This window comes from Sphingomonas sp. AC411, assembly GCF_979253035.1.
In genome coordinates this window covers 2057883-2081961 of the sequence record NZ_CEEDAQ010000001.1, presented here as the reverse complement: position 1 = coordinate 2081961, position 24079 = coordinate 2057883, and the positions used below count along the sequence as shown (strand labels likewise).

The following is a 24079-nucleotide window of genomic DNA, read 5'->3' as shown; positions in this document are numbered from 1 at the left end:
GACCCATGTTGCACCCGCGAAGCTAACCGTTTGCGAGCGGGGCCCGTGTCATGTATCGGCTCCCATAACCTATAATCACACCACGGACGGACCGCTCGCAATGGCCGAATTCTCGCTCCCGAAAAACAGCGTCGTCAAGAAGGGCGTCAAGCACGCCTCTACGAGTCAGGGTTCGGGGGACAGCAAGCGTCTGAAATCGTTCAAGGTCTATCGCTACGATCCGGACTCGGGCGAGAACCCGCGCTACGACACGTTCGCGCTCGATCTCGACGACACCGGCCCGATGGTGCTCGACGCGCTGATCAAGATGAAGAGCGAGCATGACTCCTCGCTCACCTTCCGCCGCTCGTGCCGCGAGGGTATCTGCGGCTCGTGCTCGATGAACATCAACGGCAAGAACGGGCTCGCCTGCACCACCGCGATCGAGGATTGCAAGGGCGAGGTCCAGATCACGCCGCTGCCGCACATGGACGTGATCAAGGACCTGGTCCCCGACTTCACGCATTTCTACGCGCAATATTCGTCGATCAAGCCGTGGCTGCAGACCGTCACCCCGCCGCCCTCGGGCAAGGAGCGCCTCCAGTCGCCGGAAGACCGCTCGAAGCTCGACGGCCTGTACGAGTGCATCCTGTGCGCCTGCTGCTCGACCTCGTGCCCGAGCTATTGGTGGAACGCCGACAAGTTCTTGGGGCCGGCGATCCTGTTGCAGGCCTATCGCTGGCTCGCCGACAGCCGCGACGAGATGACCGGCGAGCGCCTCGACGAACTCGAGGATCCGTTCCGCCTGTATCGCTGCCACACCATCATGAACTGCGCGAACGCGTGCCCCAAGGGCCTCAACCCCGCCAAGGCGATCGCCGAGATCAAGAAGATGGAAGCCGAACGGATCGTCTGATCCTGTTGTTTGGTGAGGGCACTATCTCTTGCCCCCACTCCCGTTCGTCCCGAGTAGCCATCGAGCTTGTCGAGAAGGCGTATCGAAGGACATGTACCTCGATACGAGCCCTCGACTATGCTCGGTCTCTACTCGGCACGAACGGCAATTTATGACTGACAAACCCCATTTCGTCGAAGCCGAAGACCCCGCCAACCCAGGCTGGCGCAGCTGGTCGCTTTCCGACCCCACCCGCTTCAACACCCTGCTCGGCCCCATGCTCTACCGCGTCGATGGGCACATCGTCCGCGTCCGCATCACCCCCGAGCATCGCCACTCCAACCTCCAGAACAACGTCCACGGCGGCGCGCTCCTCGCGTTCATCGACGTCGCGCTGTTTGCAGCCGCAAGAGGCTTCGGCCTGATAACCGCCGGCACCGCGGTGACGCTCGATCTCAACACGCAATTTATCGGCGGCGGAAAGATCGGCGCACCGATCGAGGCGCAGGTCGAAGTCCTCAAGGAAACCGGCCGGCTCTTGTTCCTGCGGGGCCTCGTGGTGCAAGGGGACGACGAAACCAAGATCGCCGCCTTCTCGGCCACGATCCGCAAGCCGACTGCCAGATAGCACCGGCACCTCCCTGTTCTCCCGCGCACGCGGGAGTCCAGGAGCCACACATACAACGCCTGGGGCCTGGGCCCCGCCTGCGCGGGGGAACGGAAATGACGGTACTCAAAGCCTACGAAGCCCTCGTAGCGTCAGGCGAACTCCGCCCCGACCCAGAACAAGCCGCCGCAGCCGCCCGCCTCAACACCCTCGCCACCGAACTCGCCACCCCAAAATTCACCGGCTTCTTCGCCCGCTTCTCCAAGAAGCCCGACCCCCGCGGCGTCTACCTCTGGGGCGGTGTCGGTCGCGGCAAGTCCATGCTCATGGACCTCTTCTTCGCCAACGCCCCCGTCGAGCAGAAGCGCCGCGTCCATTTCGGCGAGTTCATGCTCGAGGTCCACGCGCGCATCGCCGCCGAGCGCCGCAAGGAAGTCGGCGACCCGATCGTCCCCGTCGCCACCGCGATCGCCGACGAGACCCGCCTGCTCGCATTCGACGAGATGATGGTCACCAACAGCCCCGACGCGATGATCCTGTCGCGGCTGGTAACCTCGCTGCTCGATTCCGGCGTGACGATCGTCACCACGTCGAACCGCCCGCCGTCGGATCTCTACAAGAACGGCCTCAACCGCGAGCATTTCCTGCCCTTCATCGCGACCATCGAACAGCGCCTCGACGTGCTCCCGCTCAACGGCCCGGTCGACTATCGGCGCGACCGGCTCGGCAGCCAGGACACGTGGCTCGTTCCCAACGGTCCCGAGGCGACCGCGCAACTGTCGGCTGCGTTCTTCCGTCTTACCGACTTCTCGACCGACGACAGCGAGCACGTTCCCGCCGAGGACCTGATCGTTCAGGGCCGAACCCTGCGCGTGCCGAAGTCGCTCAAGGGCGTCGCGGTGTTCAGCTTCAAGAAGCTGTGCGGAGAGGCGAGGGGGTGGCCGATTACCTAGCCATCGCGCGGAAGTTCCACACCGTGATCCTGGTTGGCATTCCCAAGCTCGGGCCTGAGAACCGCAACGAGGCGGCGCGCTTCGTGGCGCTGATCGACGCGTTGTACGAGCATAAAGGTGAAGCTGCTCGCGGCAGCGGATGCGGAGCCGGGGGACCTTTACGAAAGCGGTGACGGGAGGTTCGAGTTCGACCGCACGATCAGCCGGCTGGAGGAGATGCGGTCCGAGGAATATCTGGCGGAAGGGCACCTTTAATCCGCCCCAAATACCACCCCGGCGAAGGCCGGGGCCCACTTGGGAAGGTCGCAGTAACAGCGTCCAGTGCTCAGTCAGCAACGTTCCCCAATTGGGCCCCGGCATTCGCCGGGGTGGTTCGATTTGACACGTTGCTTCTTATTGCTCATGCGAACGAGTTGCAATAACGAGGTGCTTTTTCCGCTTTAGCGGTTGCCGTAGCGGTATAATGCGCGTAACCGGCGTCACCAATCACCCCGCACATCAGACGGAGACGGATTGGAATGGCTCGCAAGAAGATCGCGCTGATCGGCGCCGGTAACATCGGCGGTACGCTCGCGCACCTCGCAGCACTCAAGGGCCTTGGCGATATCGTCCTGTTCGACGTCGCCGAGGGCATCCCCCAGGGCAAGGCGCTCGACCTGTCGCAGTGCGGCCCGGTCGAAGGCTTCGACTCGCAGATCACTGGCTCGAACGATTACGCCGACATCGCCGGCGCGGACGTCATCATCGTCACCGCCGGTGTCGCACGGAAGCCCGGCATGAGCCGCGACGACCTGCTCGGCATCAACCTGAAGGTCATGAAGGCGGTCGGCGAGGGCATCAAGGCCAACGCGCCGAATGCGTTCGTGATCTGCATCACCAACCCGCTCGACGCAATGGTGTGGGCGCTCCGTGAGTTCTCGGGCTTACCGCATCACATGGTCGTCGGCATGGCCGGCGTGCTCGACTCGTCGCGCTTCAGCCATTTCCTCGCCGTCGAGTTCAATGTCTCGGTCAAGGACGTCACCAGTTTCGTGCTCGGCGGCCACGGCGACACGATGGTCCCGGTCATCAGCTACTCGACCGTGTCGGGCATCCCGGTGCCGGATCTCATCGCGATGGGCATGTCGAGCCAGGAAAAGATCGACGCGATCGTCAAGCGCACGCGCGGCGGCGGCGGCGAGATCGTCGCGCTGCTGAAGACCGGCTCGGCCTATTACGCGCCGGCGACCAGCGGCATCGCGATGGCCGAAGCGTATCTGTACGACCAGAAGCGCGTGCTTCCGGCGGCGGCGTATGTCTCGGGCGAGTATGGTTTGGACGATCTGTACGTCGGCGTGCCGGTGGTGATCGGGGCTGGCGGCGTCGAGAAGATCGTCGAGATCAAGCTCGATGAGGAGGCCAAGGGCAATCTTCAGGTCTCGGTCGATGCGGTCAAGGAACTGATCGTGGCCTGCAAGGGTATCGATGGTTCGCTGAACTGATTTGAAGACGTGAGCTGATTTGAGGTGAGGTAAGGATCGCACCACCCCGGCGAAGGCCGGGGCCCAATTGGGAAGTCCCCGCTGATGGAAGAACAAGCGTTCGTTTGCATCATGGCCAGCGGGTATAATGGCACGATCTACCTCGGCTCGACGTTGAACCTGGCAAAGCGCGTGTGGGAACACCGCAACGCCGTCGTCGCCGGGTTCACGAAGAAATACGACTGCAAGCTGCTCGTCTGGTATGAGTTGGCCGGTAGTTGGGAAGCCGCCCGGCAGCGTGAGCTGCACATGAAGGAGTGGAAACGAGACTGGAAGCTGCGTGAGATCAACGGTTTCAATCCCGCTTGGGACGACCTTTACGATCGCATCGCACTGCCATGACCGCTTTCCCAATTGGGCTCCGGCCTTCGCCGGGGTGGTAAGGAACGAGACAAGATGAGCATCCTCGTCGACAAGAATACCAAGGTCATCACTCAGGGCATGACCGGCGAAACCGGCAGCTTCCACACCAAGATGGCGCTGGAATACGGCACGCAGATGGTTGGCGGCGTCACGCCGGGCAAGGGTGGTACGACCCACCTCGACCTCCCCGTCTACAACACCGTCGCCGAAGCCAAGGCGATGACCGGCGCGACCGCGAGCGTGATCTACGTGCCGCCCCTTCGCCGCCGATTCGATCCTCGAGGCGATCGACGCCGAGATCGAGCTGATCGTCGCGATCACCGAGGGCATTCCCGTGCTCGACATGGTCAAGGTCAAGCGCGCGCTGTCGGGCTCCAAGTCGCGCCTCATCGGCCCGAACTGCCCCGGCGTGCTGACCCCCGGCGAGTGCAAGATCGGCATCATGCCCGGCTCGATCTTCAAGAAGGGCTCGGTCGGCGTTGTCAGCCGTTCAGGCACGCTCACCTATGAGGCGGTGTTCCAGACGTCGAACGCAGGTCTCGGTCAGACGACCGCGGTTGGCATCGGTGGCGATCCGGTCAACGGCACGAACTTCATCGACGTGCTCGAGCTGTTCCTGGCCGACGAGGAAACCCAGTCGATCATCATGATCGGCGAAATCGGCGGCGACGCAGAAGAGCAGGCGGCACAGTTCCTCCGCGACGAAGCCAAGCGCGGTCGGTCGAAGCCGATGGCGGGCTTCATCGCCGGCCGCACGGCGCCTCCGGGCCGTCGCATGGGCCATGCCGGCGCGATCGTATCGGGCGGCAAGGGCGACGCAGAGAGCAAGATCGCGGCGATGGAAGCTGCCGGGATCCGCGTTTCGAAAGCCCCAGCCTGCTCGGCGAGACGCTGCTGAGCGTCTTGAAGGGCTAAGTTAAAGAAGGTTGTTCCCCCGCGAAGGCGGGGCCCAGTCTGGGTCCCCGCCTTCGCGGGGACACAAAGAGGACGGTTGTGATGGGCTACGAAGGCCAGGATTTCAGCGATATCGCAGCCGGCGTCAGCCCGGCGTTCGTGGAGACGCTATACGCCAAGTTCAACGCGGACCCGGCCTCGGTCGAATCCGGTTGGCGCGCGTTCTTCGAGGGTCTCGAAGGTTCCGCGCAGGGCCCGAGCTGGGAGAGCGCCCGCTGGCCGCTCACCACGACGGATGACCTGACCGCAGCGCTCGATCCCACCCAGATGGAGCCTGCGCCCAAGCCCGCCAAGGGTGGCAAGCCTGCCCCCGCCGCAGCAGCGCCAGCTCCCGTCTCGAAGGACGAGATTGCCAAGGCCGCCGCCGACGCGATCCGCGCGCAGCTGCTCGTCCGCACCTACCGCGTCCGTGGCCATCTCGCCGCCAATCTCGACCCGCTCGGCCTGTCGAAGCGCGAGATGCCCGAGGATCTTAAGACCGAATATCACGGCTTCTCCGACGCCGACATCGACCGGAAGGTCTATCTCGGCGGCACGATGGGCTTCGAATGGGTCTCGATCCGTGAGCTCGTCGACACGTTGCGCAAGAATTATTGCGGCAATGTCGGCCTCGAATACATGCACATCTCCGACGTCGAGGAGCGCCGCTTCCTCCAGGAGCGCATGGAGGGCCAGGACAAGGCGATCGAATTCTCCACCGACGGCAAGAAGGCGATCCTCAACAAGGTCATCGAAGCCGAGCAGTGGGAGAAATTCCTCGGCAAGAAGTATGTCGGCACGAAGCGCTTCGGGCTCGACGGCGGTGAATCGATGATCCCCGCGCTCGAGAGCGTGATCAAGTATGGCGGCCAGATGGGCGTGCGCGAGCTTGTCATCGGCATGGCGCATCGTGGTCGCCTCAACGTGCTGGCGAACGTGATGGCCAAGCCGTTGCGCGTGATCTTCCACGAATTCGCCGGCGGTTCGGCCAACCCCGACGACATCGGCGGCTCGGGCGACGTGAAGTATCACCTCGGCACCAGTACCGATCGCGAGTTCGACGGCCACAAGGTTCACATGAGCCTCGTCGCCAACCCGTCGCATCTCGAAGCCGCCGACCCCGTCGTGCTCGGCAAGACGCGCGCGATCCAGACGCTCAACAACGACCTCAAGGACCACGTCGCGAGCCTGCCCGTGCTGATCCACGGCGACGCGGCGTTCGCGGGGCAGGGGATCGTCTGGGAGTGCCTCGAGCTTCTCCGGCATCCGCGGCTACAACACCGGCGGCTGCGTCCACTTCATCATCAACAACCAAGTCGGCTTTACGACCTCGCCGCAGTTCGCGCGCTCGTCGCCCTACCCGTCGGACGTCGCCAAGGGCGTCCAGGCGCCGGTCTTCCACGTCAATGGCGACGACCCCGAGGCGGTCACCTTCGCCACCAAGATGGCGATGGAATTCCGCCAGAAGTTCCACCGCGACATCGTCATCGACATGTGGTGCTATCGCCGCTTCGGTCACAACGAGGGCGACGAGCCGTCCTTCACGCAGCCGCTGATGTACGACATCATCCGCAAGCACCCGGGAGTCAGCTCGGTCTACGGCGATCGCCTGATCAAGGAAGGCGTGATCGACCAGGCCTGGATCGACGAGAACGTGAAGGAATTCACGCTCCGTCTCGAAGGCGAGTTCGAAGCCGGATCGTCGTACAAGCCCAACAAGGCCGACTGGTTCGGCGGCCGCTGGACCGGCCTCAGCGCGCCCACCGATGGCGCGTCGGCACGCCGCAACGTCGAGACCGGCCTCAGTCAGAAGCTATTCGACTCGCTCGGCCGCACGCTGACGACCATCCCGGACAGCGTGAAGATCCACAAGACGCTCAACCGCGTGATCGATGCCAAGCGCGAGATGTTCAAGTCGGGCAAGGGCTTCGACTGGGCGACGGGCGAAGCGCTCGCGTTCGGCGGCCTGCTCTCGGAAGGCTATGGCGTCCGTCTGTCTGGCCAGGACTCGGGCCGCGGCACCTTCTCGCAACGCCACGCGGTCTGGGTCGACCAGACCGACGAGCACAAGTACGTGCCGTTGCAGGAGATCGAACACGGCCGTTTCGAAGTGCTCGACAGCCCGCTCAGCGAGTATGGCGTGCTCGGGTTCGAGTACGGCTACGCGCTCGCCGACCCGAAGACGCTTGTCCTCTGGGAGGCGCAGTTCGGCGATTTCGTCAACGGCGCGCAGATCATGATCGATCAGTTCATCACGTCCGGCGAGTCCAAGTGGCTCCGCGCCAACGGCCTCGTGATGCTGCTCCCGCACGGCTATGAAGGGCAGGGCCTGAGCACAGCTCGGCGCGTCCCGAGCGCTTCCTCCAGTCGTGCGCCGACGACAATATCCAGGTCGCGAACTGCACCACCCCGGCGAACTATTTTCACCTGCTCCGCCGGCAGATGCATCGCAACTTCCGCAAGCCGCTGATCGTGATGACGCCGAAGTCGTTGCTACGTCACAAGCTCGCGGTCTCGAACGCCGAGGATTTCCAGGGCGACAGCCATTTCCGCCGTCTCCTGTCCGACACCAACGGTGCGGCGGACGTCGACACGAAGCGGCTCGTGCTGTGCACCGGCAAGGTCGCGTACGACCTGATCGAGGCACGGGACGCCCACGGCGACACGGACACGCAGATCGTTCGCGTCGAACAGCTCTATCCCTTCCCGGGCGAGCCCATCGCCGAGCGCGTCGCGCGGATGCCGAACCTGGAAGAGATCGTCTGGGCGCAGGAAGAGCCGAAGAACAACGGCTATTGGTTCTTCGTCGAGCCGCTGATCGAGGAGGCGCTGGCAACGGTGAACTCACCCGTGAAGCGGCGCGCTATGCCGGCCGCAACGCCTCGGCGTCGCCCGCGACCGGCCTGATGAAGCGTCACCAGGCCGAGCAGGGCGCTCTCGTCGCCGACGCGCTCGGCCACTCCGTACGCGACGAAATCCGCCGCGCGCGCAAAACCGAAGACGAACGCTCTGCCGGCAAGGCTGGCGCATAACTCAATTCCTGCATCTCCGCCCGTGCGGGGATTGAAGAGGTAGAAGCAAACATGGCAACCGAAGTCACCGTCCCCGTCCTGGGTGAATCGATCACCGAAGCCACCCTCGGCGAGTGGCTGAAGCAGCCCGGCGAGCCCGTCGCGGTCGACGAGCCGATCGCCAGCCTCGAGACCGACAAGGTCTCGGTCGAGGTCCCGTCGCCGGTCGCCGGCGTCATGGGCCAGCACGCGGTCGCCGTCGGCGACACCGTGCAGGTTGGCGCGATGCTCGCCACGATCGACGCAGGCGACGGCGCCGCCGCGTCGGCCCCTGCGCCCGCACCTGCTGCGACGGCATCGCCAGCCGCTGCTCCTGCCAAGGACGAGTCCGGCGCAGGCTACGGCGACCAGTCCGGCGCCGGCACCAGCGACTCCCCCGCCGCACTCTCCCCGTCGGTCCGCCGCGCGGTGCTCGAGCACGGCGTCGACCCCGGCACCGTCAAGGGCACCGGCCGCGACGGTCGCATCACCAAGGAAGACGTGACCGCGGCTGCATCGAGCAAGCCCGCGCCTGCTCCTGCCGCAGCCCCCGCACCGGCAGCAGCGCCCGCCGCATCCGGCCGCGGCGAAGAGCGCGTCCGCATGACGCGCCTCCGTCGGACGATCGCCAAGCGCCTCAAGGAAGCGCAGAACACGGCGGCGATGCTGACGACGTTCAACGACGTTGACATGACCGCGGTGATCGAGGCGCGCGCCAAGTACAAGGACCTGTTCGAGAAGAAGCACGGCGTCCGCCTCGGCTTCATGGGCTTCTTCGTGAAGGCCGCCACCATGGCGCTGCGCGATATTCCCTCGGTCAACGCATCGATCGACGGCGACGACATCGTCTATCACGATTACGCCGACATCTCGGTCGCGGTCTCGTCGCCGGGCGGCCTCGTCGTCCCCGTGATCCGCGATGCCGACCAGATGTCGGTCGCGACGATCGAGAAGACGATCGGCGACTTCGGCAAGCGCGCCAAGGAAGGCGCGCTGAAAATGGACGAGATGAAGGGCGGCACCTTCACGATCTCGAACGGCGGCGTGTTCGGCTCGCTGATGTCGACCCCGATCATCAACCCGCCCCAGTCGGCGGTCCTCGGCCTCCACCGCATCGAGGAGCGCCCGGTCGTGGTGAACGGCCAGATCGTCATACGCCCGATGATGTACCTCGCGCTCAGCTACGACCACCGCCTGATCGACGGCCGCGAAGCCGTGACGTTCCTGGTGGCGCTGAAAAATGCTATCGAGGATCCGACGCGGATTCTTATCGACCTGTGAGGTAGCAATGGACTGGCGCGACCACATTCACTCGGACCCCGGCATCATGGGCGGCAAGCCCGTTTTTCGGGGTACGCGCTATACCGTGGAACGCGTCCTGAAGCTGGTCGGTGCGGGTTGGTCTTATGACCAGATCGCGGAAGAATATCCGGGGTGCTTTCCGAGCACCTCCGCGCCGCCGCCTTGTTTGCCGCAGATCTCATGCACGACGAAAGCTATGTCGCGATCGGTCGGGCACGCGCGGCTTGAGGCTGATGTGCGATGCGAACATCGGTAGCCGCATCGCTCGCGTTCTGAGTACAGCCGGACACGATGTCGTACGTGCTTCGGTCATTTTACCCGACGAGAAAGACGATATCATTCTCGCATATGCGGTCGCCGACGATCGCTTCCTAATTACGTGTGATCGTGATTTCGGTGAACTGGTTTTCCTGAAGCAAGCGACCCCGCCGCCCGGCATCATCTATGTCCGGTTCGAGCCGGATAACGTCGAACACATCCTTCCGCGGTTGTTGCCGCTACTCGAATTCGAGGCGTGCAATGGCCATATGACTGTCATCGGGACGAAGCGTGACCGCGCTGTTCCCCTCCCAGCGAAGAGCAAAGACAATGGCTGACTACGACTATGACGTCCTCGTGATCGGTGCGGGCCCCGGCGGTTACGTCGCGGCGATCCGCGCCGCGCAGCTCGGCCTGCGCACCGCCTGCGCCGAATCGCGCGACACGCTCGGCGGCACCTGCCTCAACGTCGGCTGCATCCCGTCCAAGGCGCTGCTCCACGCCTCCGAAATCTACGAGGAGGCCAAGGGCGGCCACCTCACCAAGTTCGGCATCGACTTCCAGGGCGTCACGCTCAACCTCGACCAGATGCACGCCGAGAAGGCCAAAGCTGTCAAGGAACTCACCGGCGGCGTCGAATTCCTGTTCAAGAAGAACAAGGTCACCTGGCTCAAGGGCAAGGCCGCGTTCCAGGACGCGCACACGGTCGACGTGAACGGCCAGACGGTCACCGCGAAGAACATCGTCATCGCCACCGGCTCCAGCGTCATGCCGCTCCCCGGCGTCGAGGTCGACCAGACCACCGTCGTCGACAGCACCGGCGCGCTCGCGCTGCCGAAGGTCCCCGAGCACATGGTGGTCATCGGCGGCGGCGTGATCGGTCTCGAACTGGGCTCGGTCTGGCGTCGTCTCGGCGCGAAGGTCACGGTCGTCGAGTTCGTCGATCAGATCCTCCCCGGCTTCGACGGCGAAGTCCGTCGCGAGACCGCCAAGCTCTTCAAGAAGCAGGGCATGGAGCTGAAGCTCTCGACCAAGGTCACCGGCGTGACCGTCGATAACGGCGTCGCGACCGTCACCGTCGAGCCCGCCGCCGGTGGCGCATCCGAGACGCTGACCGCCGACGCGGTGCTCGTCTCGATCGGGCGCAAGGCGAACGTCGACGGCCTCAACCTCGAAGCCATCGGCCTGGAGCTCAACAAGCGCGGCCAGATCGAGACCGATCACAGCTTCCGCACGAAGGTCGATGGCGTCTGGGCGATCGGCGACTGCATCCCCGGCCTGATGCTCGCGCACAAGGCCGAGGACGAGGGCGTCGCAGTGGCGGAAAACATCGCCGGCCAGACTGGAATCGTCAACGAGGACGTCATCCCGAGCGTCGTCTACACGATGCCGGAGATCGCCGGCGTCGGCCTGACGGAAGAGGCGGCCAAGGAAAAGACCGAGATCAAGGTCGGCAAGTTCCCGTTCGCCGCCAACAGCCGCGCCAAGACCAACCGCGACACCGACGGCTTCGTGAAGATCATCGCCGACGCCAAGACCGACCGCGTCCTCGGCGTCTGGATCGTCTCGTCGCTGGCGGGAACGCTGATCGCCGAAGCCGCCATCGCGATGGAATTCGGCGCGACCAGCGAGGACATCGCCTACACCTGCCACGCGCATCCGACGCATGCCGAGGCGATCAAGGAAGCGGCTATGGCGGTACAGGGCAAGCCCATCCATATCTAGCATTAGCTAGATATGGATTCAAAGCGGCTTGCCCGGCCGGCGGCGCTCCAGCGCCGTCCGACGACAGGGGCTTTGCCCCTGTCCGGCCAAGCCAAGCCTAAGCTGAATTTTGAGAGGGCGCGGGTGGTAACCCACCGGCGCCCTCTTTGCGTCCACAGGACAAAGGACGCACCGGCGCCAACCGCATCTCACTTCAAGCCCCGCACCCCTCTCAAGACCATCCGGAACGCCCCGCCGCCCCCAATCCGTCATCCCGGCGAACGCCGGGACCCACGGTCGCGGTGAACCCGGCGAGATAGGACTATCATAACCCGGTCGGCGACCATGGGTCCCCGCATCCGCCGGAACGACATGCGAAGGACGGGTGAGCGCGGCAAAGTGGCGCGCGATTCACGGCGAGGCCTGTGGAGCCAACGACCGCTCGCGTGAACCCGCACGCATACCAAACCCCGAACGCAAACTTCCGTCGCTCCACCCAACCCAAACGAATCCTTAGCAAAGCCAGCCTATTAGCCCACGAAACGAACGAACAAGCAGGTGTCCGTGGCGCTCGATCTTACTACCCTCTACGTGATCGCCGCGCTCGGCATGCTCGTCGCAGGGTTCGTCCATCTCATCACGGTCGCAACCGGCCGGTTCGGCAGCTGGGCGGCGCTATGGGGTGGCGGCCACCTCGTCGTCGGGTTCGGCACGATGATGGCGGTTCTGAACGACAGTATCGGCGTCGCGTGGGCGCCGAACGCGGGCAACCCGGCTGCCGCGATCGGGTATGCGCTGATCGCCGGCGCCGTCCTACGGTTCGCCCGTCCCGAAGCGCGCCTGGCACCGCTGCTCGCGATCGCCGCCGTCCTCGCCGCCCCGTTGATCGTCAGCGATGACCCCGCGTATTTCCACTTTCGCGTTGCCTATCTCAGCACCGTTCGTGCCGGCTTCGATATCGTCGTCGTGATTGCCGCGGTCCGCTTGGCGCGGCGCGAGATCGTTGCAGACCGGCTGGATCGTCGCCGCACTGTTCGCGGTCACCGTACCGATGTTTCTGGGTCGCGCATGGCTGGCCTGCGGTGACCATATCGGCACGCGTCTGACCGGCGTGCATGACGATCTCGCCGCCTGGCTCGCCGCTGGCCAGATCGCCTTCATCATCTTCCGCGCCTTCGCGCTGTTGATTCTCCAGGCGGAGCGCGGCCAGAACGCCCTGCGCGACCAATTGGAGCGCGACTGGCTAACCGGCGCGCTCAATCGCGCAGGGCTGGACCGGATCGCCGGCACCTTAACCGGCCGCCACGCGCCGCGCCGCCTCGCGGTGATGATGCTCGACGTGGATCGCTTCAAGACGCTCAACGACGCCCAGGGCCATGCGGCCGGTGACGCCGCATTGCGCACGCTCGCCGACATCGCCCACGAAACGCTCGGCAAACATGGCCATCTCGTCCGCTGTGGTGGCGACGAATTTCTCGGCCTGCTCCCGGACGTCCCGGCGGACCAGGCCGGCGCGATCGCCAACCGCATCGCCAGCCAGTTTGCCCGGACCATGACCCAGTATTGCCCGTCGGATTCCGCGCCAAGCGTCAGCATCGGCCTGATCGAGGACCACGCCCGGCAACCCCTTGCCGACCTGATCGCGCGGGCAGACCAAGCGATGTACCGCGCCAAGGGCGACCGCCGCCGCACGTCCGAACCCTATTCCAGAGCCGCCTGACACGACGCCCTGTCGATGGGAAACCGCGATATCGGCGTCAAATCGCGGCCTTGCTTGAAATCAACCAAGGCCGCGTTTTGGAAGTGGTGACGGGAAAGCTTCATCCATCGGGGTAAGCGCGCCAGAGCATGCTCGATATCTGACGCAAGTCCCGTCACTTCGTAGGCGGCGTATCCTTGGGTCGCCCGAACCCGACGAACAACCGTTCGAGCCCGACCGTGACCGAATCGATCACCTTGGCGAACTCGGGCGGCAGCGCGTTCGTCTCGCTGCGAGGCAGTTCGGCGGTGTCGCCAGCAAACGGCCCGGTACCCGACGACTTGCCCGCATCTGTACCCGCATCCGGCTCGATCTTCGCAGCGGTCGGCTCCGACGTTGCAGCGGGTCGGGCAGAGGTGGAACAGGCGGGGCAGGGGCGTCGGCGGGGTCGGTCGCACGCTCGGCTTCGCGTCATGCTTCGAAATCGCAGTCGCCGCGGCCATCAGCCCAGCCGCGATCATCTGCCGACCGACCGGCGTTCCCATCTGCCGCGCGATCGTCGCGGCTATCCCGGCGAACGGTGCCCCGCCCTCATGCTTGGCGCCCCCATGCTTGTGGTCGGCATGCTTGCCACCGTCATGCTTGTGGCGCTTGTGCCCGTCGTCGTCCCGCGCGCCCGCATCGTGCCCGGTTGCCCGCATGTCGATTTCGACCTCGCGCTCGCGCCGTTTCCGCTCGTCCTTCTTCTTGCCCATGTCACGCTCCAGAACTGTATTGCTTATCCAATACACCATGTAAGTATCACCGGGCCGCGCCACAATGCCCCCTTTCGCCAAGCACCCGCGTTACCCATCTCTGCAACCGACCTGACGGCGCCGTACAAGGCTTGCCGCATCCGAACAAATATGGAACAGACCGCCTCATGCTGACCAAGATTTCCGTACGCGGCGCGCGCGAGCACAACCTCAAGGACGTCGACATCGACATCCCCCGCGACACGCTGACGGTGATCACCGGGCTGTCCGGCTCGGGCAAGTCGAGCCTTGCCTTCGACACGATCTACGCCGAAGGGCAGCGCCGTTACGTCGAATCGCTCTCCGCCTATGCCCGCCAGTTCCTCGAACTGATGCAAAAGCCCGACGTCGACCACATCGAGGGCCTCAGCCCCGCCATCTCGATCGAGCAGAAGACCACGAGCCGCAACCCGCGCTCGACCGTCGCCACCGTCACCGAAATCTACGACTATATGCGCCTCCTCTGGGCGCGCGTCGGCATCCCGTACTCCCCGCCACCGGCGAACCCATTGCGGCGCAGACCGTCAGCCAGATGGTCGACCGCGTCATGGCGCTCCCCGAGGGCACGCGCCTGTACCTGCTCGCCCCCGTCGTCCGCGGTCGCAAGGGCGAGTACCGCAAGGAACTCGCCGAATGGCAGAAGGCGGGCTTCGCGCGCGTCCGCATCGACGGCGAGATCCACGACATCGACGAAGCCCCCGCGCTCGACAAGAAGTACAAGCACGACATCGAAGTCGTCGTCGACCGCTTGGTGGTAGGCGGCGAAATCGCCACGCGCCTCGCGGAATCGTTCGAAACCGCGCTGAAACTCGCCGACGGCCTCGCCTATGTCGACCCCGCCGACCCGGTCGAACCCCACACCCCAAGTCCGAAATCCTCGGCAACAACGCCCCCGACGGCCGCATCGTCTTCAGCGAGAAGTTCGCCTGCCCGGTCAGCGGCTTCACCATCTCCGAGATCGAGCCGCGCCTGTTCTCGTTCAACGCCCCCAGGGCGCGTGCCCGGCCTGCGACGGCCTCGGCGAGAAGCTGCTGTTCGACGAAGACCTGGTCGTCCCCAACCACATGCTCAGCATCAAGAAGGGCGCGGTCGTCCCCTGGGCGAAATCCAACCCTCCGAGCCCGTATTACATGCAGGTCCTCGGCAGCCTCGCGCGCGAATTCAAGTTCGACATCGAGACGCCGTGGGGCGACCTCCCGCCGGAGGTCCAGAGCACCATCCTGCACGGCTCGAAGGGCAAGCCCGTCACGCTCACCTTCATCGACGGCAAGAAGAAATACGACGTCTCCAAGCCGTTCGAGGGCGTCATCGGCAACCTCAACCGCCGCATGCTCCAGACCGAGTCCGCCTGGATGCGCGAGGAACTGAGCAAGTACCAGTCCGCGGCCCCCTGCGAGGTCTCGCGGTGGCGCGCGCCTGAAACCCGAGGCGCTCGCGGTCAAGATCGCGATGAAGGACATCTCCTACGCCACGCATCTCTCGGTGGTCGACGCGCTCCAGTTCTTCACCGACATGCCGCAGCATCTCGGCGACCAGCAGAACGCGATCGCCGAACGCATCCTCAAGGAGATCGTCGAGCGGCTCGGCTTCCTCAACAATGTCGGCCTCGATTACCTCAACCTCGACCGCACCTCTGGCACGCTGAGCGGCGGCGAGTCCCAGCGCATCCGCCTCGCGAGCCAGATCGGCAGCGGCCTGTCCGGCGTGCTCTACGTCCTCGACGAGCCCTCGATCGGCCTGCACCAGCGCGACAACGACATGCTCCTCAAGACGCTCCGCCGTCTGCGCGATCTCGGCAACACCGTGCTCGTCGTCGAGCATGACGAGGACGCGATCCGCACCGCCGACTACATCATCGACATGGGCCCCGGCGCCGGCGTCCGCGGCGGCCAGGTCGTCGCGCAGGGCACGCTGAAGCAGATCCTCAAGTCGAAGGGCAGCATCACCGCCGACTATCTCAACGGCACGCGCGAAGTCCCCGTCCCGGCAACGCGGCGCAAGGGCAACGGCAAGAAGCTCACCGTCCACAACGCGGTCGCCAACAACCTGCGCGGCGTCACCGCCAGCCTGCCGCTCGGCACCTTCACCTGCATCACCGGCGTCTCCGGCTCGGGCAAGTCGAGCTTCACGATCGACACGCTCTATGCCGCCGCCGCGCGCGAGCTGAACGGCGCGCGCATCGTCCAGGGCAAGCACGACAAGATCACCGGCCTCCAGTATCTCGACAAGGTCATCGACATCGACCAGTCGCCGATCGGCCGCACCCCGCGCAGCAATCCCGCCACCTACACCGGCAGTTTCACGCAGATCCGCGACTGGTTCGCCGGCCTGCCGGAATCGCAGGCGCGCGGCTACAAGCCCGGCCGCTTCAGCTTCAACGTCAAGGGCGGCCGCTGCGAGGCGTGCCAGGGCGACGGCGTGCTCAAGATCGAGATGCACTTCCTCCCCGACGTCTACGTCACCTGCGACGTCTGCCACGGCGCGCGCTACAATCGCGAGACGCTCGAGGTGAAGTTCAAGGGCCATTCGATCGCCGACGTGCTCGACATGACGGTCGAGGACGCCGCCGAGTTCTTCAAGGCGGTCCCCCGATCCGCGACAAGATGGCGATGCTGGTCGAGGTCGGCCTCGGCTACGTCAAGGTCGGCCAGCAGGCGACGACGCTCTCGGGCGGCGAAGCGCAACGCGTCAAGCTCGCCAAGGAACTCTCGCGCCGCGCCACCGGCAACACGCTGTATATATTGGACGAACCCACCACCGGGCTCCACTTCGAGGACGTGCGCAAACTGCTCGAAGTCCTCCACGCGCTGGTCGAGCAAGGCAACACGGTCGTCGTGATCGAACACAATCTCGACGTCATCAAGACCGCCGACTGGGTCCTCGACCTGGGCCCGGAAGGCGGCGTCAAGGGCGGCGAGATCGTCGCCGAAGGCACGCCGGAGAAGGTGGCGAAGGCGAAGGGCAGCTTCACGGGAAGTATCTTGCGCCATTGCTGGAGAAGCGGGTGTTAGAGGCTATGGATTAGTATTTGCATGGCTCCGACATAGGACATGCTTTGTCAGGGCTATCGAGATATTTAAAAAGGCATATACTTTCACCGGAAGTGAATGCTGGCGGTTTCTATCGTCATTCCGATTGATCTAGGTGCGAGTTGGGGCGTATGACAAAGCCAAAAAACACAGATATTGGCGATGATTCTACAAGTGAGGTCGCCATAGCCCGAAATATTTGTGGCGTTGTTATGCCAATCTCGAAAACCGCACAACATGAAACGATTCACTGGCTTCGTGTTCAGCAGCTCATACATCGTGTGATTGTTGGCGCAGGATTTATCCCCCAAAATGTTTGGGAGGGGTCTTCCGTTGACAGAATTACGCCTCGTATATTGAGCAATCTATTCTCAGTGTCAATTTTAGTTTGCGACATTAGTGATTTAAATCCCAATGTAATGCTTGAGCTTGGAATGAGGTTGACGTCAAAAAACCTACAATTGTAGTTGCCCAAAACGGTAGCGTCATTCCATTCGATATTAAGGACTTTCAAACGCTATTTTACCCAAGTGATTTGAATATAATAGATATGGAGCAATTTTTCGATGAGCTCAAGTTGTCTATCATCGAGAAGTATAAAGCCTTTGATGCTGGAAAATATGAGCCGTTTCTAAAGGATGTCGAAATAGATTTTCTTGATGTGTCGGGAAGAGCAGTTCCGTTTGAGACGCTTGTCGAGAAGAGGTTGGACGCAATCTCCGCTCGTCTTGATACTATTAGTGCTAGAGAAAAACTCGTGATTAAAGATCCGGCTACGCTGACGCAGAAAGTGATTCAAAAAAGGGCAATGTCCGGTGCCTTAGTTGAATTCGACCAGGATCTGCACAGCGCAGATGCATTGATTGCAGCGATTTTGGACGAATCTAGTCTCTTTGGGACAGATTTGGGGGGCGGCAGGGTTATTGTGTCATTTGGCAAGCCAGCGTCTGATGTGGCCGTGAAAAGTATTGAATTGGCGTTAAAAAAATCCGGAATTGACGGTACGGTAAAATCAGTATCTGAAATTTGATATGGAACGTCTTCGCATCGATGCTTGCTGCCGCGTCGACATTATGCACAGCGGCGATTGAGTCGAACAATATCTTCGCCTATGTCGTTACCTGATCGTCAAGATTTGCGCCGTTATCCAAATGCCATTTCTAGGTTCGACCGCCGCCCGTAGCGCTGCATTGATGCGCCCCTCCCACCCCGGCCCGCCCTCGCGAAACTTCGCCAGCACGTCCGGATCGAGCCGCAACGTGACCTGCTGCTTGGCCGCGTCGCTCAGCGGCGGCCGCCCTGCTTGCGTGAGCGTTCCGTTCGCCGGCCGCACCACCTTGCCGCCGACTGCTACTTCGCCGCGCTCGAGCCGTTCGTCGGTCTACGCTGGCGTGTCCTCGTCATTCTAGGCGCGGTGCGACGCGGCGGCGTTCCTTGTCCTAGAACTTATCTTCTCAGCGAACTTCCACAAGCCGTTCGCCGTTCCGAAGTAGCAACGCGACTTGATCCCATCTCGGCTCAAGCCATGCGAGTAACGCACGATTGGACGCGTTGCCGCAGCGCAGCCACAACAGAGCGAACCGGTCCGGGTGCCGGAGATAGCCGAAATCGTCGTCCTTGCTCACCAGCACCGATCCGTCCACCTCGGCACGGGCGGCGATGGCCCGATCGCTCGCGGCAAGCATCTCGATCTCCGAAACATGCGTCGCGTCCTCGCCGCGATCGCGCAACCACCTGCACAAAGCCGGAGGTAGCTGCGCATCGACGAGGAACTTCATTCGGCGGCCAGCACCACCGGATGATCGGTCGTCGCTGCCGCATAGCGCAATGTCGCCTGCACATCGGCTTCGCTTAGATAGGGAAAGTCGGCAACGATCTCCGAGATACACGCGCCGCCAGCCAGCATTTCGAGAACGTCGGTAACCCGAACACGCGTGCCCGTGACAACGGGCCGACCGCCGCAAACGCCGGGGTCTATCGAGATGCGGGGAAAGCCGGCGAGCGTCATGGCGGGAAGGTGCGACGGACAGGTGGTATCGTCAAGCCTCGTCAGCGGAACACCCCAGCGTCCCGACCCGTTGAGTCTCCCGAGCCAACAACACCGGACGAACTCCATGCCCAATTTCGACCATCGCCATCCCCACCAGTCCAACCGGAAGCCGAAGCCCAAAACGTTCGGCCGCAACGCGCTCTCGATTGGCGCCGCGGCGATAGGCCTGGGCGGGGCGTTGCTCGCGGTCTTCCTGCGCTCGAAGAAGAACCCCGCCGAGCATGCCGCGCCCGATCTCGCGCTCGACAAGCCGCGCCCCGGTGCCGACGATCGCGCGCCGGAGGCCTTCCGCCCCGATCCCACCGCCGTCCCGACCAAGGCCGAGCGCGAGTCGCTCCGCCCCGCCACCGGCCCGGCGCCGTCATTCGCCGCGGAGCGCGGTTCGACGCTCGGCTGAGGCGGGCCTTCCTGATCCTCCCCCGCAAGGGGGAGGTGGCTGGCACTTGCCAGACGGAGGGGGAGGCAAGGACAACGCAGGTTCCGTGTCCTCCGCCTCCGTCACCTTCGGTGCCACCTCCCCTGGCGGGGGAGGATAGGACAATCTCTCGGTCGATCCCGATACTGACGCCGCCCCGTCACCCCGGACTGGTTCCGGGGTCCAAGGTTCCTCACACCCGATAGCGGCGGTCACGCGGAATGGTGGATACCGGAACAAGCCCGGTATGACGGGGGGCGCCTGCGAGCGCGCCCGCGCCACGCCCCTCTGCCAAGCGCCGTGGCATGCCTTCGCTCCACACCCCGCTGCTGAGCCAGCCGTCACCCCTTCTACGCCGTCATCCTGGCGAAAGTCAGGATCCAGAGCCTCGAACGATACATCTGATACCCGTGGATCCTGACTTTCGTCGGGATGACGGGATGGTAAGAGGGGCCGAGACCGCTGTCCTACACATTTCGATCCGGCATACCCGATCGGTCCTGCTGTCAGGCGAGGATCGATCATGGCGAAGGCACGCTATTCGGCCGCCCCGCAGCCACGTCGCGCGGACACCGTCGCGCCTCGCTACGAAACTCCAATCCCCCCACACCTTCCGCGACCCCGACCGCTACGTCCTCGCAGAACAAGCGAATGTCGACGCCGCCGCATCCCGGTCGCGCCCGAGGTCGCCGCCTACCGCGACCGTAGACAGCACTCGCCAGGACCCTGCGCAGATGACCGCTCTTCCGACGGGCTCCGCGCGATGGCCGATGCTCGGCCCTGCGCGAAAGTCCAAGGTCGAGCACGCTCCCACGCCAGCCCGCCAATCTCGCGCAACAGCGAACCCGAACCCGGACCCGAACCCGCGCCCAAGCCCGATCCGCAACGGACAGGCGACGCCGAAGCCAATCCCGCCCAGTCGCAGCGCGCGGACGATCCGCCGCAGCGGCTCGCCGGGCCTGCACCCAAATCCCGGATCGGGCGTTCTCCCGCCGTCACTCTAATCGACGGAGACCCCCATGAGCATCTTCAGCAAGATCAAGTCCGCTATCTTTGGTGAGAAGGGCCCGCTCGGCAGCGGTCATTTCGGCACGCCCAAGGCGGCTCCCGCCCCCGCACCCCAGACCCCCGCGCCGCAGACCACTGCCGCCCAGCCGACGCCGACGCCCGCCGCGCCGATCCCACAGGCCGCACCCGCCCAGGCGGTCGACGTCGAGGCCGTCCTCTCGGGTATCGCTGCGAAGAAGGGTTCCGACCTCAACTGGCGCACCTCGATCGTCGACCTGATGAAGCTGCTCGATCTCGATCTCGAGCCTCGACAACCGCAAGGAACTCGCCACCGAGCTCGGCTACACCGGTGCGAAGGACGGCAGCGCCGAAATGAACATGTGGCTGATCAAGGCCGTGATGCGCGAGCTGGAAAAGAACGGCGGCACGGTGCCTGCCAACCTCAAGGACTAAGGCCGTTTCGGCGCCGGCAACCAAATGTCGGCGCCGATCATTACGCTTTCAGTACCAACTCTCTGAAAGGACACGAAATGCGCGTTGCGATGCTGGGCCTGCTGGCCGCCTCTACCATGGTTGCCGGCTGCGTCGGCGACGGGGGCAGCCGCTACGGCGTCGACCCGCGTTATCGGTCCTACGACTATAACCGGCCGGATCCTGCCTATGGCAGCTACGACGCCGGCCGTTACTACCGCGACGACCGCCGCTATCGCGAGCGCCGCCTGTCGCGCAACGAGCGTATCTATCGCGGTAACGACGGCCGCTATTACTGCCGCCGCAACGATGGCACCACCGGGCTGATCGTCGGCGGAGTCGCGGGCGGCGTCCTCGGCAACGTCATTGCGCCTGGCGGCTCGGGGCTGCTCGGCACCGTCCTCGGTGCGGCCGGCGGTGCGCTTGCCGGACGTGCGGTCGATCGCTCCAGCAACGACACCCGCTGCCGCTAAATTGCTCGACTGGCGCCGAAATATCGGCGCCGGTCGTTTCAAATTATGGATGTCTCGGTCGGTGCGCGTAAAAATAATATGTGCGGTAATCGACGCAGTTCTTGACCCATTTTACCGGCAAGATTTGCAATTACGGCGGTCTTGGCCCATATAGTGCTCAGCTACAGTCGCATATCGACGGTTCTTGGCGCTTTGCGGCACCTTTCTCCTTCTTTCCCTGCTCCGCGGCACGAGTCGCCCGAACGTCGGGTTACTCTCTACTAAGAAGGAGCCACCTCATGGCTATCACCGGAACCGTCAAGTTTTTCAACGCCGACAAGGGCTATGGCTTCATCGCGCCGGATGGCGGCGGCAATGATGCCTTCGTGCACATCACCGCAGTCGAGCGCGCCGGTATGCCGACGCTGAACCAGAACCAGCGCGTCACCTACGAGCTCGAGCCCGACAAGCGCGGCAAGCAGTCGGCCGTGAACCTCCAGCCAGCCGATTGATCTCGCTGGCGGATTTCGGTCCGCCGCCTGATCTCGGTTGCGGTGCGGCGGTCTTCGGATCGCCGCACCAACTCTATCTAATTCTCTCGCAGGAGCGCACCAGCATGGCCGATAATCCAGAATTTTACCGGGCCCGCGCTGATGAAGAGCGTCGCAACGGCGATGCTGCGCAACTCGACAATGTTCGTGATCGCTGCCGCCGCGCCGAAAAGGCCTGGGACGACATGGCCTCGCGCGCAGAACGCACCCAGATCCTCCGCGCCGCGCGCGAAGCCGCCCCCGGTGGCGAACGCATGATGATCGGCACCCCGTCGATGGTCCCCGCCGAATAGGCGAACCGTCGACTACAGATCGCATTGAATGAAACCCGAGTGCAGCGATGCGCTCGGGTTTTTCTTGCGCGTCGATGCATTGGACCTCGGTCGAAGATGAAGGGGTTCGCGCGGAGACACAGAGAGCGCGGAGGCTTCAGCCGAGCCGCCAGTGATCAAACACCGGCGCTTCGGCATTCTACATCTTGCGAAGTTGCACGGCTTTGGCGCCGCGCTGCCACAAGGAGCCTGAGCAACTTTACGATCCCTGGTCATCCCCGCGGAGGCGGGGACCCATATCCTCAGATGTCCAAGACTGTTCGCCGAAACCTGCCAACAGGGATCCCCGCCTGCGCGGGAAAGACACTGAGATGTGCGGCGCTCTGTCGGTTGGAGCTGCTCTGCGCCTGGCTGAAGGTCCTGCGCACTGTCGAGTCACTCTGGGTTGCAAGACCAAATCCAAAGTCGATCTGCTCATGCACGTCGGGTAGGGGCCCCCGAGCGCACCATCTCCGCGTCCTCTGCGCCTCCGCGTGCAAAAACTCTTCGTCCGGCCTGATCCAACCGGTGCTCGCGTCAGAGCAAGGGCATCTTTCCCTACCCGGAGTGGCAGGGTGAAAAGGTACTAGCCCGATACCGGCACCTATTTCAACGGCTTCCCCGAATCCTTCCACCGATCGAGGATCTGCGATTCCGGTGGCAGCATATCCGTCACGACCGGCACGGCTGGCTTGGCAGACACCGGCTTAACCTCCGCAAGCGCGACCGGCACCGGAACGGCGACCGCCGCTGCCCCAGCCGCAGCGATCATCTGCGGTGTCGGCGGCGCGACTGGGGGCAACGTCATATGTGGCCCCGGCACCGGCTCGCCGCCCGCATAGCGCTGATTGAACGCGGCGGACGTGCCCCAATACCCCTTCCACCGATGGAAGAAATGCGCGCCGACCACGTCGGTCATCACCAGCGCCCGGTTCCATGCCGGCGTCACCGCATAGGTGTGATAATGCGTCGCCAGCCCGACGGGTGCATAGACATAGCCCGCCAGCGCCATCCCCGCCGCTCGCGCCGCGCGCACCCACGCCGCCCGCGCCGGCATACGGGCGAGCGCACCGTCGCAGGCGAAGCTGAACTGGCAGCCGGCATGCTCCGATCCCTGATACACCACGCCGCACACCGTCCCCGGAAACGCCGGGTGGCGCGCGCGATTGAGGATGACCTGCGCCACCGCCTGTTGCCCGGCGTCGGACTCGGAGGCGGCTTCGTAATAGATCGCGGCCGTGAGGCATTGCAGCGCGCGGTCACGGTCGAGTGCCGACGCGCCCGCCATCGAGAACGGCCGTGCGGGCACGACGCCCGCATCCAGCACCGCGCCCGCGGGGATCGGCAGATCGGGCAGGTCGATCGTCCCCGTCACGCCAGCCGCTGGCGCCGCGGTTTCCTGATCGACAGACGGCATCGCGTTCGACACTGCGCGCGTATCCGCCGCCACCATCGCCCGATCGCGCGCAGCATTGCGCGCGGAAATGCCCCGGAGAGCCGCGTGCGCGGAGATGCCGGCGCCGATCACCAGCACCGTGGCGACCATCGCCAACCAGATGCGACGCATCAGCCGAACCGTCTGCACCCGAACGCGCACGCTATGACCTCATGATGCCGGAATGAGCGGAATGCTCACACACTTGAACAATGCTATCGAATAGCCGATTTCCACGGGCCGATCCCGTCCGAATTTCGGCTGTCCCACCGCGGGACGGAGCTGGCTGGGGCCGATCGA

Annotated in this window: 21 protein-coding genes and 5 pseudogenes; 21 read left to right on the top strand and 5 right to left on the bottom strand. The window is 64.1% G+C overall.

Annotation, left to right across the window (positions count from 1 at the left end; all coding sequences use genetic code 11):
* Positions 1-100: 100 nt before the first annotated feature.
* The 13 genes and pseudogenes from AC0IX7_RS10735 (at position 101) to AC0IX7_RS10675 (ending at position 13284) form a co-directional block, all read left to right on the top strand.
* Positions 101-895, top strand: a complete 795-nt coding sequence (locus AC0IX7_RS10735; RefSeq protein ID WP_254687679.1) for a succinate dehydrogenase iron-sulfur subunit — start codon at positions 101-103, stop codon at positions 893-895.
* A 151-nt stretch (positions 896-1046) separates the two neighbouring features.
* The gene (locus tag AC0IX7_RS10730) at positions 1047-1502 is read left to right on the top strand and encodes a PaaI family thioesterase (protein WP_471811831.1); all 456 of its coding nucleotides are present in this window, start codon (positions 1047-1049) and stop codon (positions 1500-1502) included.
* Positions 1503-1597: 95 nt separating this feature from the next.
* Positions 1598-2689: pseudogene (zapE, locus tag AC0IX7_RS10725) on the top strand (cell division protein ZapE).
* Between the two features lie 263 nt (positions 2690-2952).
* A complete protein-coding gene (gene mdh, locus AC0IX7_RS10720; RefSeq protein WP_471811829.1) occupies positions 2953-3915 on the top strand; it encodes a malate dehydrogenase in 963 nt (320 codons plus the stop codon).
* Between the two features lie 84 nt (positions 3916-3999).
* Positions 4000-4296: a GIY-YIG nuclease family protein gene (locus tag AC0IX7_RS10715; RefSeq protein WP_471811827.1), complete on the top strand. Its 297-nt coding sequence runs from the start codon at positions 4000-4002 to the stop codon at positions 4294-4296.
* A gap of 54 nt (positions 4297-4350) precedes the next feature.
* Positions 4351-5232, top strand: a pseudogene (sucD, locus tag AC0IX7_RS10710) (succinate--CoA ligase subunit alpha).
* 81 nt (positions 5233-5313) lie between these two features.
* Positions 5314-8282: pseudogene (locus AC0IX7_RS10705) on the top strand (2-oxoglutarate dehydrogenase E1 component).
* A 51-nt stretch (positions 8283-8333) separates the two neighbouring features.
* Entirely contained in the window at positions 8334-9581 is a 1248-nt protein-coding gene (gene odhB / locus AC0IX7_RS10700) for a 2-oxoglutarate dehydrogenase complex dihydrolipoyllysine-residue succinyltransferase (RefSeq protein WP_471811826.1), read from the top strand.
* Positions 9541-9858 carry a DUF433 domain-containing protein gene (locus tag AC0IX7_RS10695; protein ID WP_471811824.1) on the top strand — a complete coding sequence of 106 codons (318 nt, stop codon included), beginning with the start codon at positions 9541-9543 and terminating at the stop codon, positions 9856-9858. Before odhB ends, AC0IX7_RS10695 begins: the two co-directional genes overlap by 41 nt.
* Positions 9836-10198: a DUF5615 family PIN-like protein gene (locus AC0IX7_RS10690; RefSeq protein WP_471811822.1), complete on the top strand. Its 363-nt coding sequence runs from the start codon at positions 9836-9838 to the stop codon at positions 10196-10198. Before AC0IX7_RS10695 ends, AC0IX7_RS10690 begins: the two co-directional genes overlap by 23 nt.
* Positions 10191-11585: a dihydrolipoyl dehydrogenase gene (gene lpdA / locus AC0IX7_RS10685; protein ID WP_471811821.1), complete on the top strand. Its 1395-nt coding sequence runs from the start codon at positions 10191-10193 to the stop codon at positions 11583-11585. The genes AC0IX7_RS10690 and lpdA overlap by 8 nt, the downstream gene beginning before the upstream one ends.
* Positions 11586-12122: 537 nt before the next feature.
* Complete coding sequence (locus tag AC0IX7_RS10680; protein WP_471811819.1) at positions 12123-12650, top strand: hypothetical protein; 528 nt, start codon at positions 12123-12125, stop codon at positions 12648-12650.
* Positions 12568-13284, top strand: a complete 717-nt coding sequence (locus AC0IX7_RS10675; protein WP_471811817.1) for a GGDEF domain-containing protein — start codon at positions 12568-12570, stop codon at positions 13282-13284. The genes AC0IX7_RS10680 and AC0IX7_RS10675 overlap by 83 nt, the downstream gene beginning before the upstream one ends.
* A 154-nt stretch (positions 13285-13438) precedes the next feature.
* On the opposite strand, the gene AC0IX7_RS10670 is transcribed toward AC0IX7_RS10675, so the two are convergent.
* Positions 13439-13738 (bottom strand): hypothetical protein, encoded by a 300-nt coding sequence (locus AC0IX7_RS10670; protein ID WP_471811816.1) that lies wholly within the window; start codon positions 13736-13738, stop codon positions 13439-13441.
* Here AC0IX7_RS10670 and AC0IX7_RS10665 point away from each other — a divergent pair.
* The 3 genes and pseudogenes from AC0IX7_RS10665 (at position 13737) to AC0IX7_RS10655 (ending at position 18116) form a co-directional block, all read left to right on the top strand.
* Positions 13737-14192: a hypothetical protein gene (locus AC0IX7_RS10665; RefSeq protein WP_471811814.1), complete on the top strand. Its 456-nt coding sequence runs from the start codon at positions 13737-13739 to the stop codon at positions 14190-14192. The genes AC0IX7_RS10670 and AC0IX7_RS10665 overlap by 2 nt on opposite strands.
* Positions 14186-17082, top strand: a pseudogene (uvrA, locus tag AC0IX7_RS10660) (excinuclease ABC subunit UvrA). Before AC0IX7_RS10665 ends, uvrA begins: the two are co-directional and overlap by 7 nt.
* Positions 17083-17636: 554 nt before the next feature.
* On the top strand, positions 17637-18116 hold the full coding sequence (locus AC0IX7_RS10655) for a hypothetical protein (protein WP_471811812.1): 480 nt from the start codon (positions 17637-17639) through the stop codon (positions 18114-18116).
* A gap of 87 nt (positions 18117-18203) precedes the next feature.
* Here the strand turns inward: AC0IX7_RS10655 and AC0IX7_RS10650 are convergent, their stop codons facing one another.
* The 3 genes from AC0IX7_RS10650 to AC0IX7_RS10640 all read right to left on the bottom strand — a co-directional run bounded on the left by AC0IX7_RS10650 (position 18204) and on the right by AC0IX7_RS10640 (position 19094).
* Positions 18204-18419, bottom strand: coding sequence for a BrnA antitoxin family protein (locus AC0IX7_RS10650; protein ID WP_471811810.1), 216 nt, complete (start codon positions 18417-18419; stop codon positions 18204-18206).
* 121 nt (positions 18420-18540) lie between these two features.
* Entirely contained in the window at positions 18541-18816 is a 276-nt protein-coding gene (locus AC0IX7_RS10645) for a DUF5615 family PIN-like protein (RefSeq protein ID WP_471811808.1), read from the bottom strand.
* A 44-nt stretch (positions 18817-18860) separates the two neighbouring features.
* On the bottom strand, positions 18861-19094 hold the full coding sequence (locus tag AC0IX7_RS10640) for a DUF433 domain-containing protein (RefSeq protein ID WP_471811807.1): 234 nt from the start codon (positions 19092-19094) through the stop codon (positions 18861-18863).
* Between the two features lie 106 nt (positions 19095-19200).
* On the opposite strand from AC0IX7_RS10640, the gene AC0IX7_RS10635 reads away from it, so the two are divergent.
* The 5 genes and pseudogenes from AC0IX7_RS10635 (at position 19201) to AC0IX7_RS10615 (ending at position 22326) form a co-directional block, all read left to right on the top strand.
* The gene (locus tag AC0IX7_RS10635) at positions 19201-19533 is read left to right on the top strand and encodes a hypothetical protein (RefSeq protein WP_471811805.1); all 333 of its coding nucleotides are present in this window, start codon (positions 19201-19203) and stop codon (positions 19531-19533) included.
* Positions 19534-20570: 1037 nt separating this feature from the next.
* A pseudogene (locus tag AC0IX7_RS10630) lies at positions 20571-20798 on the top strand (DUF3597 family protein); the annotation flags it as partial.
* A gap of 291 nt (positions 20799-21089) precedes the next feature.
* Complete coding sequence (locus tag AC0IX7_RS10625) at positions 21090-21503, top strand: glycine zipper 2TM domain-containing protein (RefSeq protein WP_471813841.1); 414 nt, start codon at positions 21090-21092, stop codon at positions 21501-21503.
* A 278-nt stretch (positions 21504-21781) separates the two neighbouring features.
* Entirely contained in the window at positions 21782-21994 is a 213-nt protein-coding gene (locus AC0IX7_RS10620; protein WP_031394996.1) for a cold-shock protein, read from the top strand.
* A 104-nt stretch (positions 21995-22098) separates the two neighbouring features.
* Entirely contained in the window at positions 22099-22326 is a 228-nt protein-coding gene (locus AC0IX7_RS10615) for a hypothetical protein (protein ID WP_471811803.1), read from the top strand.
* A gap of 622 nt (positions 22327-22948) precedes the next feature.
* Here AC0IX7_RS10615 and AC0IX7_RS10610 read toward each other — a convergent pair.
* A complete protein-coding gene (locus AC0IX7_RS10610; RefSeq protein WP_471811802.1) occupies positions 22949-23911 on the bottom strand; it encodes a cell wall hydrolase in 963 nt (320 codons plus the stop codon).
* Between the last annotated feature and the right edge of the window lie 168 nt (positions 23912-24079).

Coding starts and splice junctions, on each gene's coding strand:
- AC0IX7_RS10665 (WP_471811814.1), top strand. CDS start 13,737: ATGCTTCGAAATCGCAGTCGCCGCGGCCATCAGCCCAGCCGCGATCAT.
- AC0IX7_RS10695 (WP_471811824.1), top strand. CDS start 9,541: ATGCTATCGAGGATCCGACGCGGATTCTTATCGACCTGTGAGGTAGCA.
- lpdA (WP_471811821.1), top strand. CDS start 10,191: ATGGCTGACTACGACTATGACGTCCTCGTGATCGGTGCGGGCCCCGGC.
- AC0IX7_RS10620 (WP_031394996.1), top strand. CDS start 21,782: ATGGCTATCACCGGAACCGTCAAGTTTTTCAACGCCGACAAGGGCTAT.
- AC0IX7_RS10715 (WP_471811827.1), top strand. CDS start 4,000: ATGGAAGAACAAGCGTTCGTTTGCATCATGGCCAGCGGGTATAATGGC.
- AC0IX7_RS10735 (WP_254687679.1), top strand. CDS start 101: ATGGCCGAATTCTCGCTCCCGAAAAACAGCGTCGTCAAGAAGGGCGTC.
- AC0IX7_RS10625 (WP_471813841.1), top strand. CDS start 21,090: ATGCGCGTTGCGATGCTGGGCCTGCTGGCCGCCTCTACCATGGTTGCC.
- AC0IX7_RS10690 (WP_471811822.1), top strand. CDS start 9,836: ATGTGCGATGCGAACATCGGTAGCCGCATCGCTCGCGTTCTGAGTACA.
- AC0IX7_RS10640 (WP_471811807.1), bottom strand. CDS start 19,094: ATGACGCTCGCCGGCTTTCCCCGCATCTCGATAGACCCCGGCGTTTGC.
- AC0IX7_RS10615 (WP_471811803.1), top strand. CDS start 22,099: ATGGCCGATAATCCAGAATTTTACCGGGCCCGCGCTGATGAAGAGCGT.
- mdh (WP_471811829.1), top strand. CDS start 2,953: ATGGCTCGCAAGAAGATCGCGCTGATCGGCGCCGGTAACATCGGCGGT.
- AC0IX7_RS10670 (WP_471811816.1), bottom strand. CDS start 13,738: ATGACGCGAAGCCGAGCGTGCGACCGACCCCGCCGACGCCCCTGCCCC.
- AC0IX7_RS10610 (WP_471811802.1), bottom strand. CDS start 23,911: ATGCGTCGCATCTGGTTGGCGATGGTCGCCACGGTGCTGGTGATCGGC.
- AC0IX7_RS10635 (WP_471811805.1), top strand. CDS start 19,201: ATGCCCAATTTCGACCATCGCCATCCCCACCAGTCCAACCGGAAGCCG.
- AC0IX7_RS10655 (WP_471811812.1), top strand. CDS start 17,637: ATGGAGCAATTTTTCGATGAGCTCAAGTTGTCTATCATCGAGAAGTAT.
- AC0IX7_RS10730 (WP_471811831.1), top strand. CDS start 1,047: ATGACTGACAAACCCCATTTCGTCGAAGCCGAAGACCCCGCCAACCCA.
- odhB (WP_471811826.1), top strand. CDS start 8,334: ATGGCAACCGAAGTCACCGTCCCCGTCCTGGGTGAATCGATCACCGAA.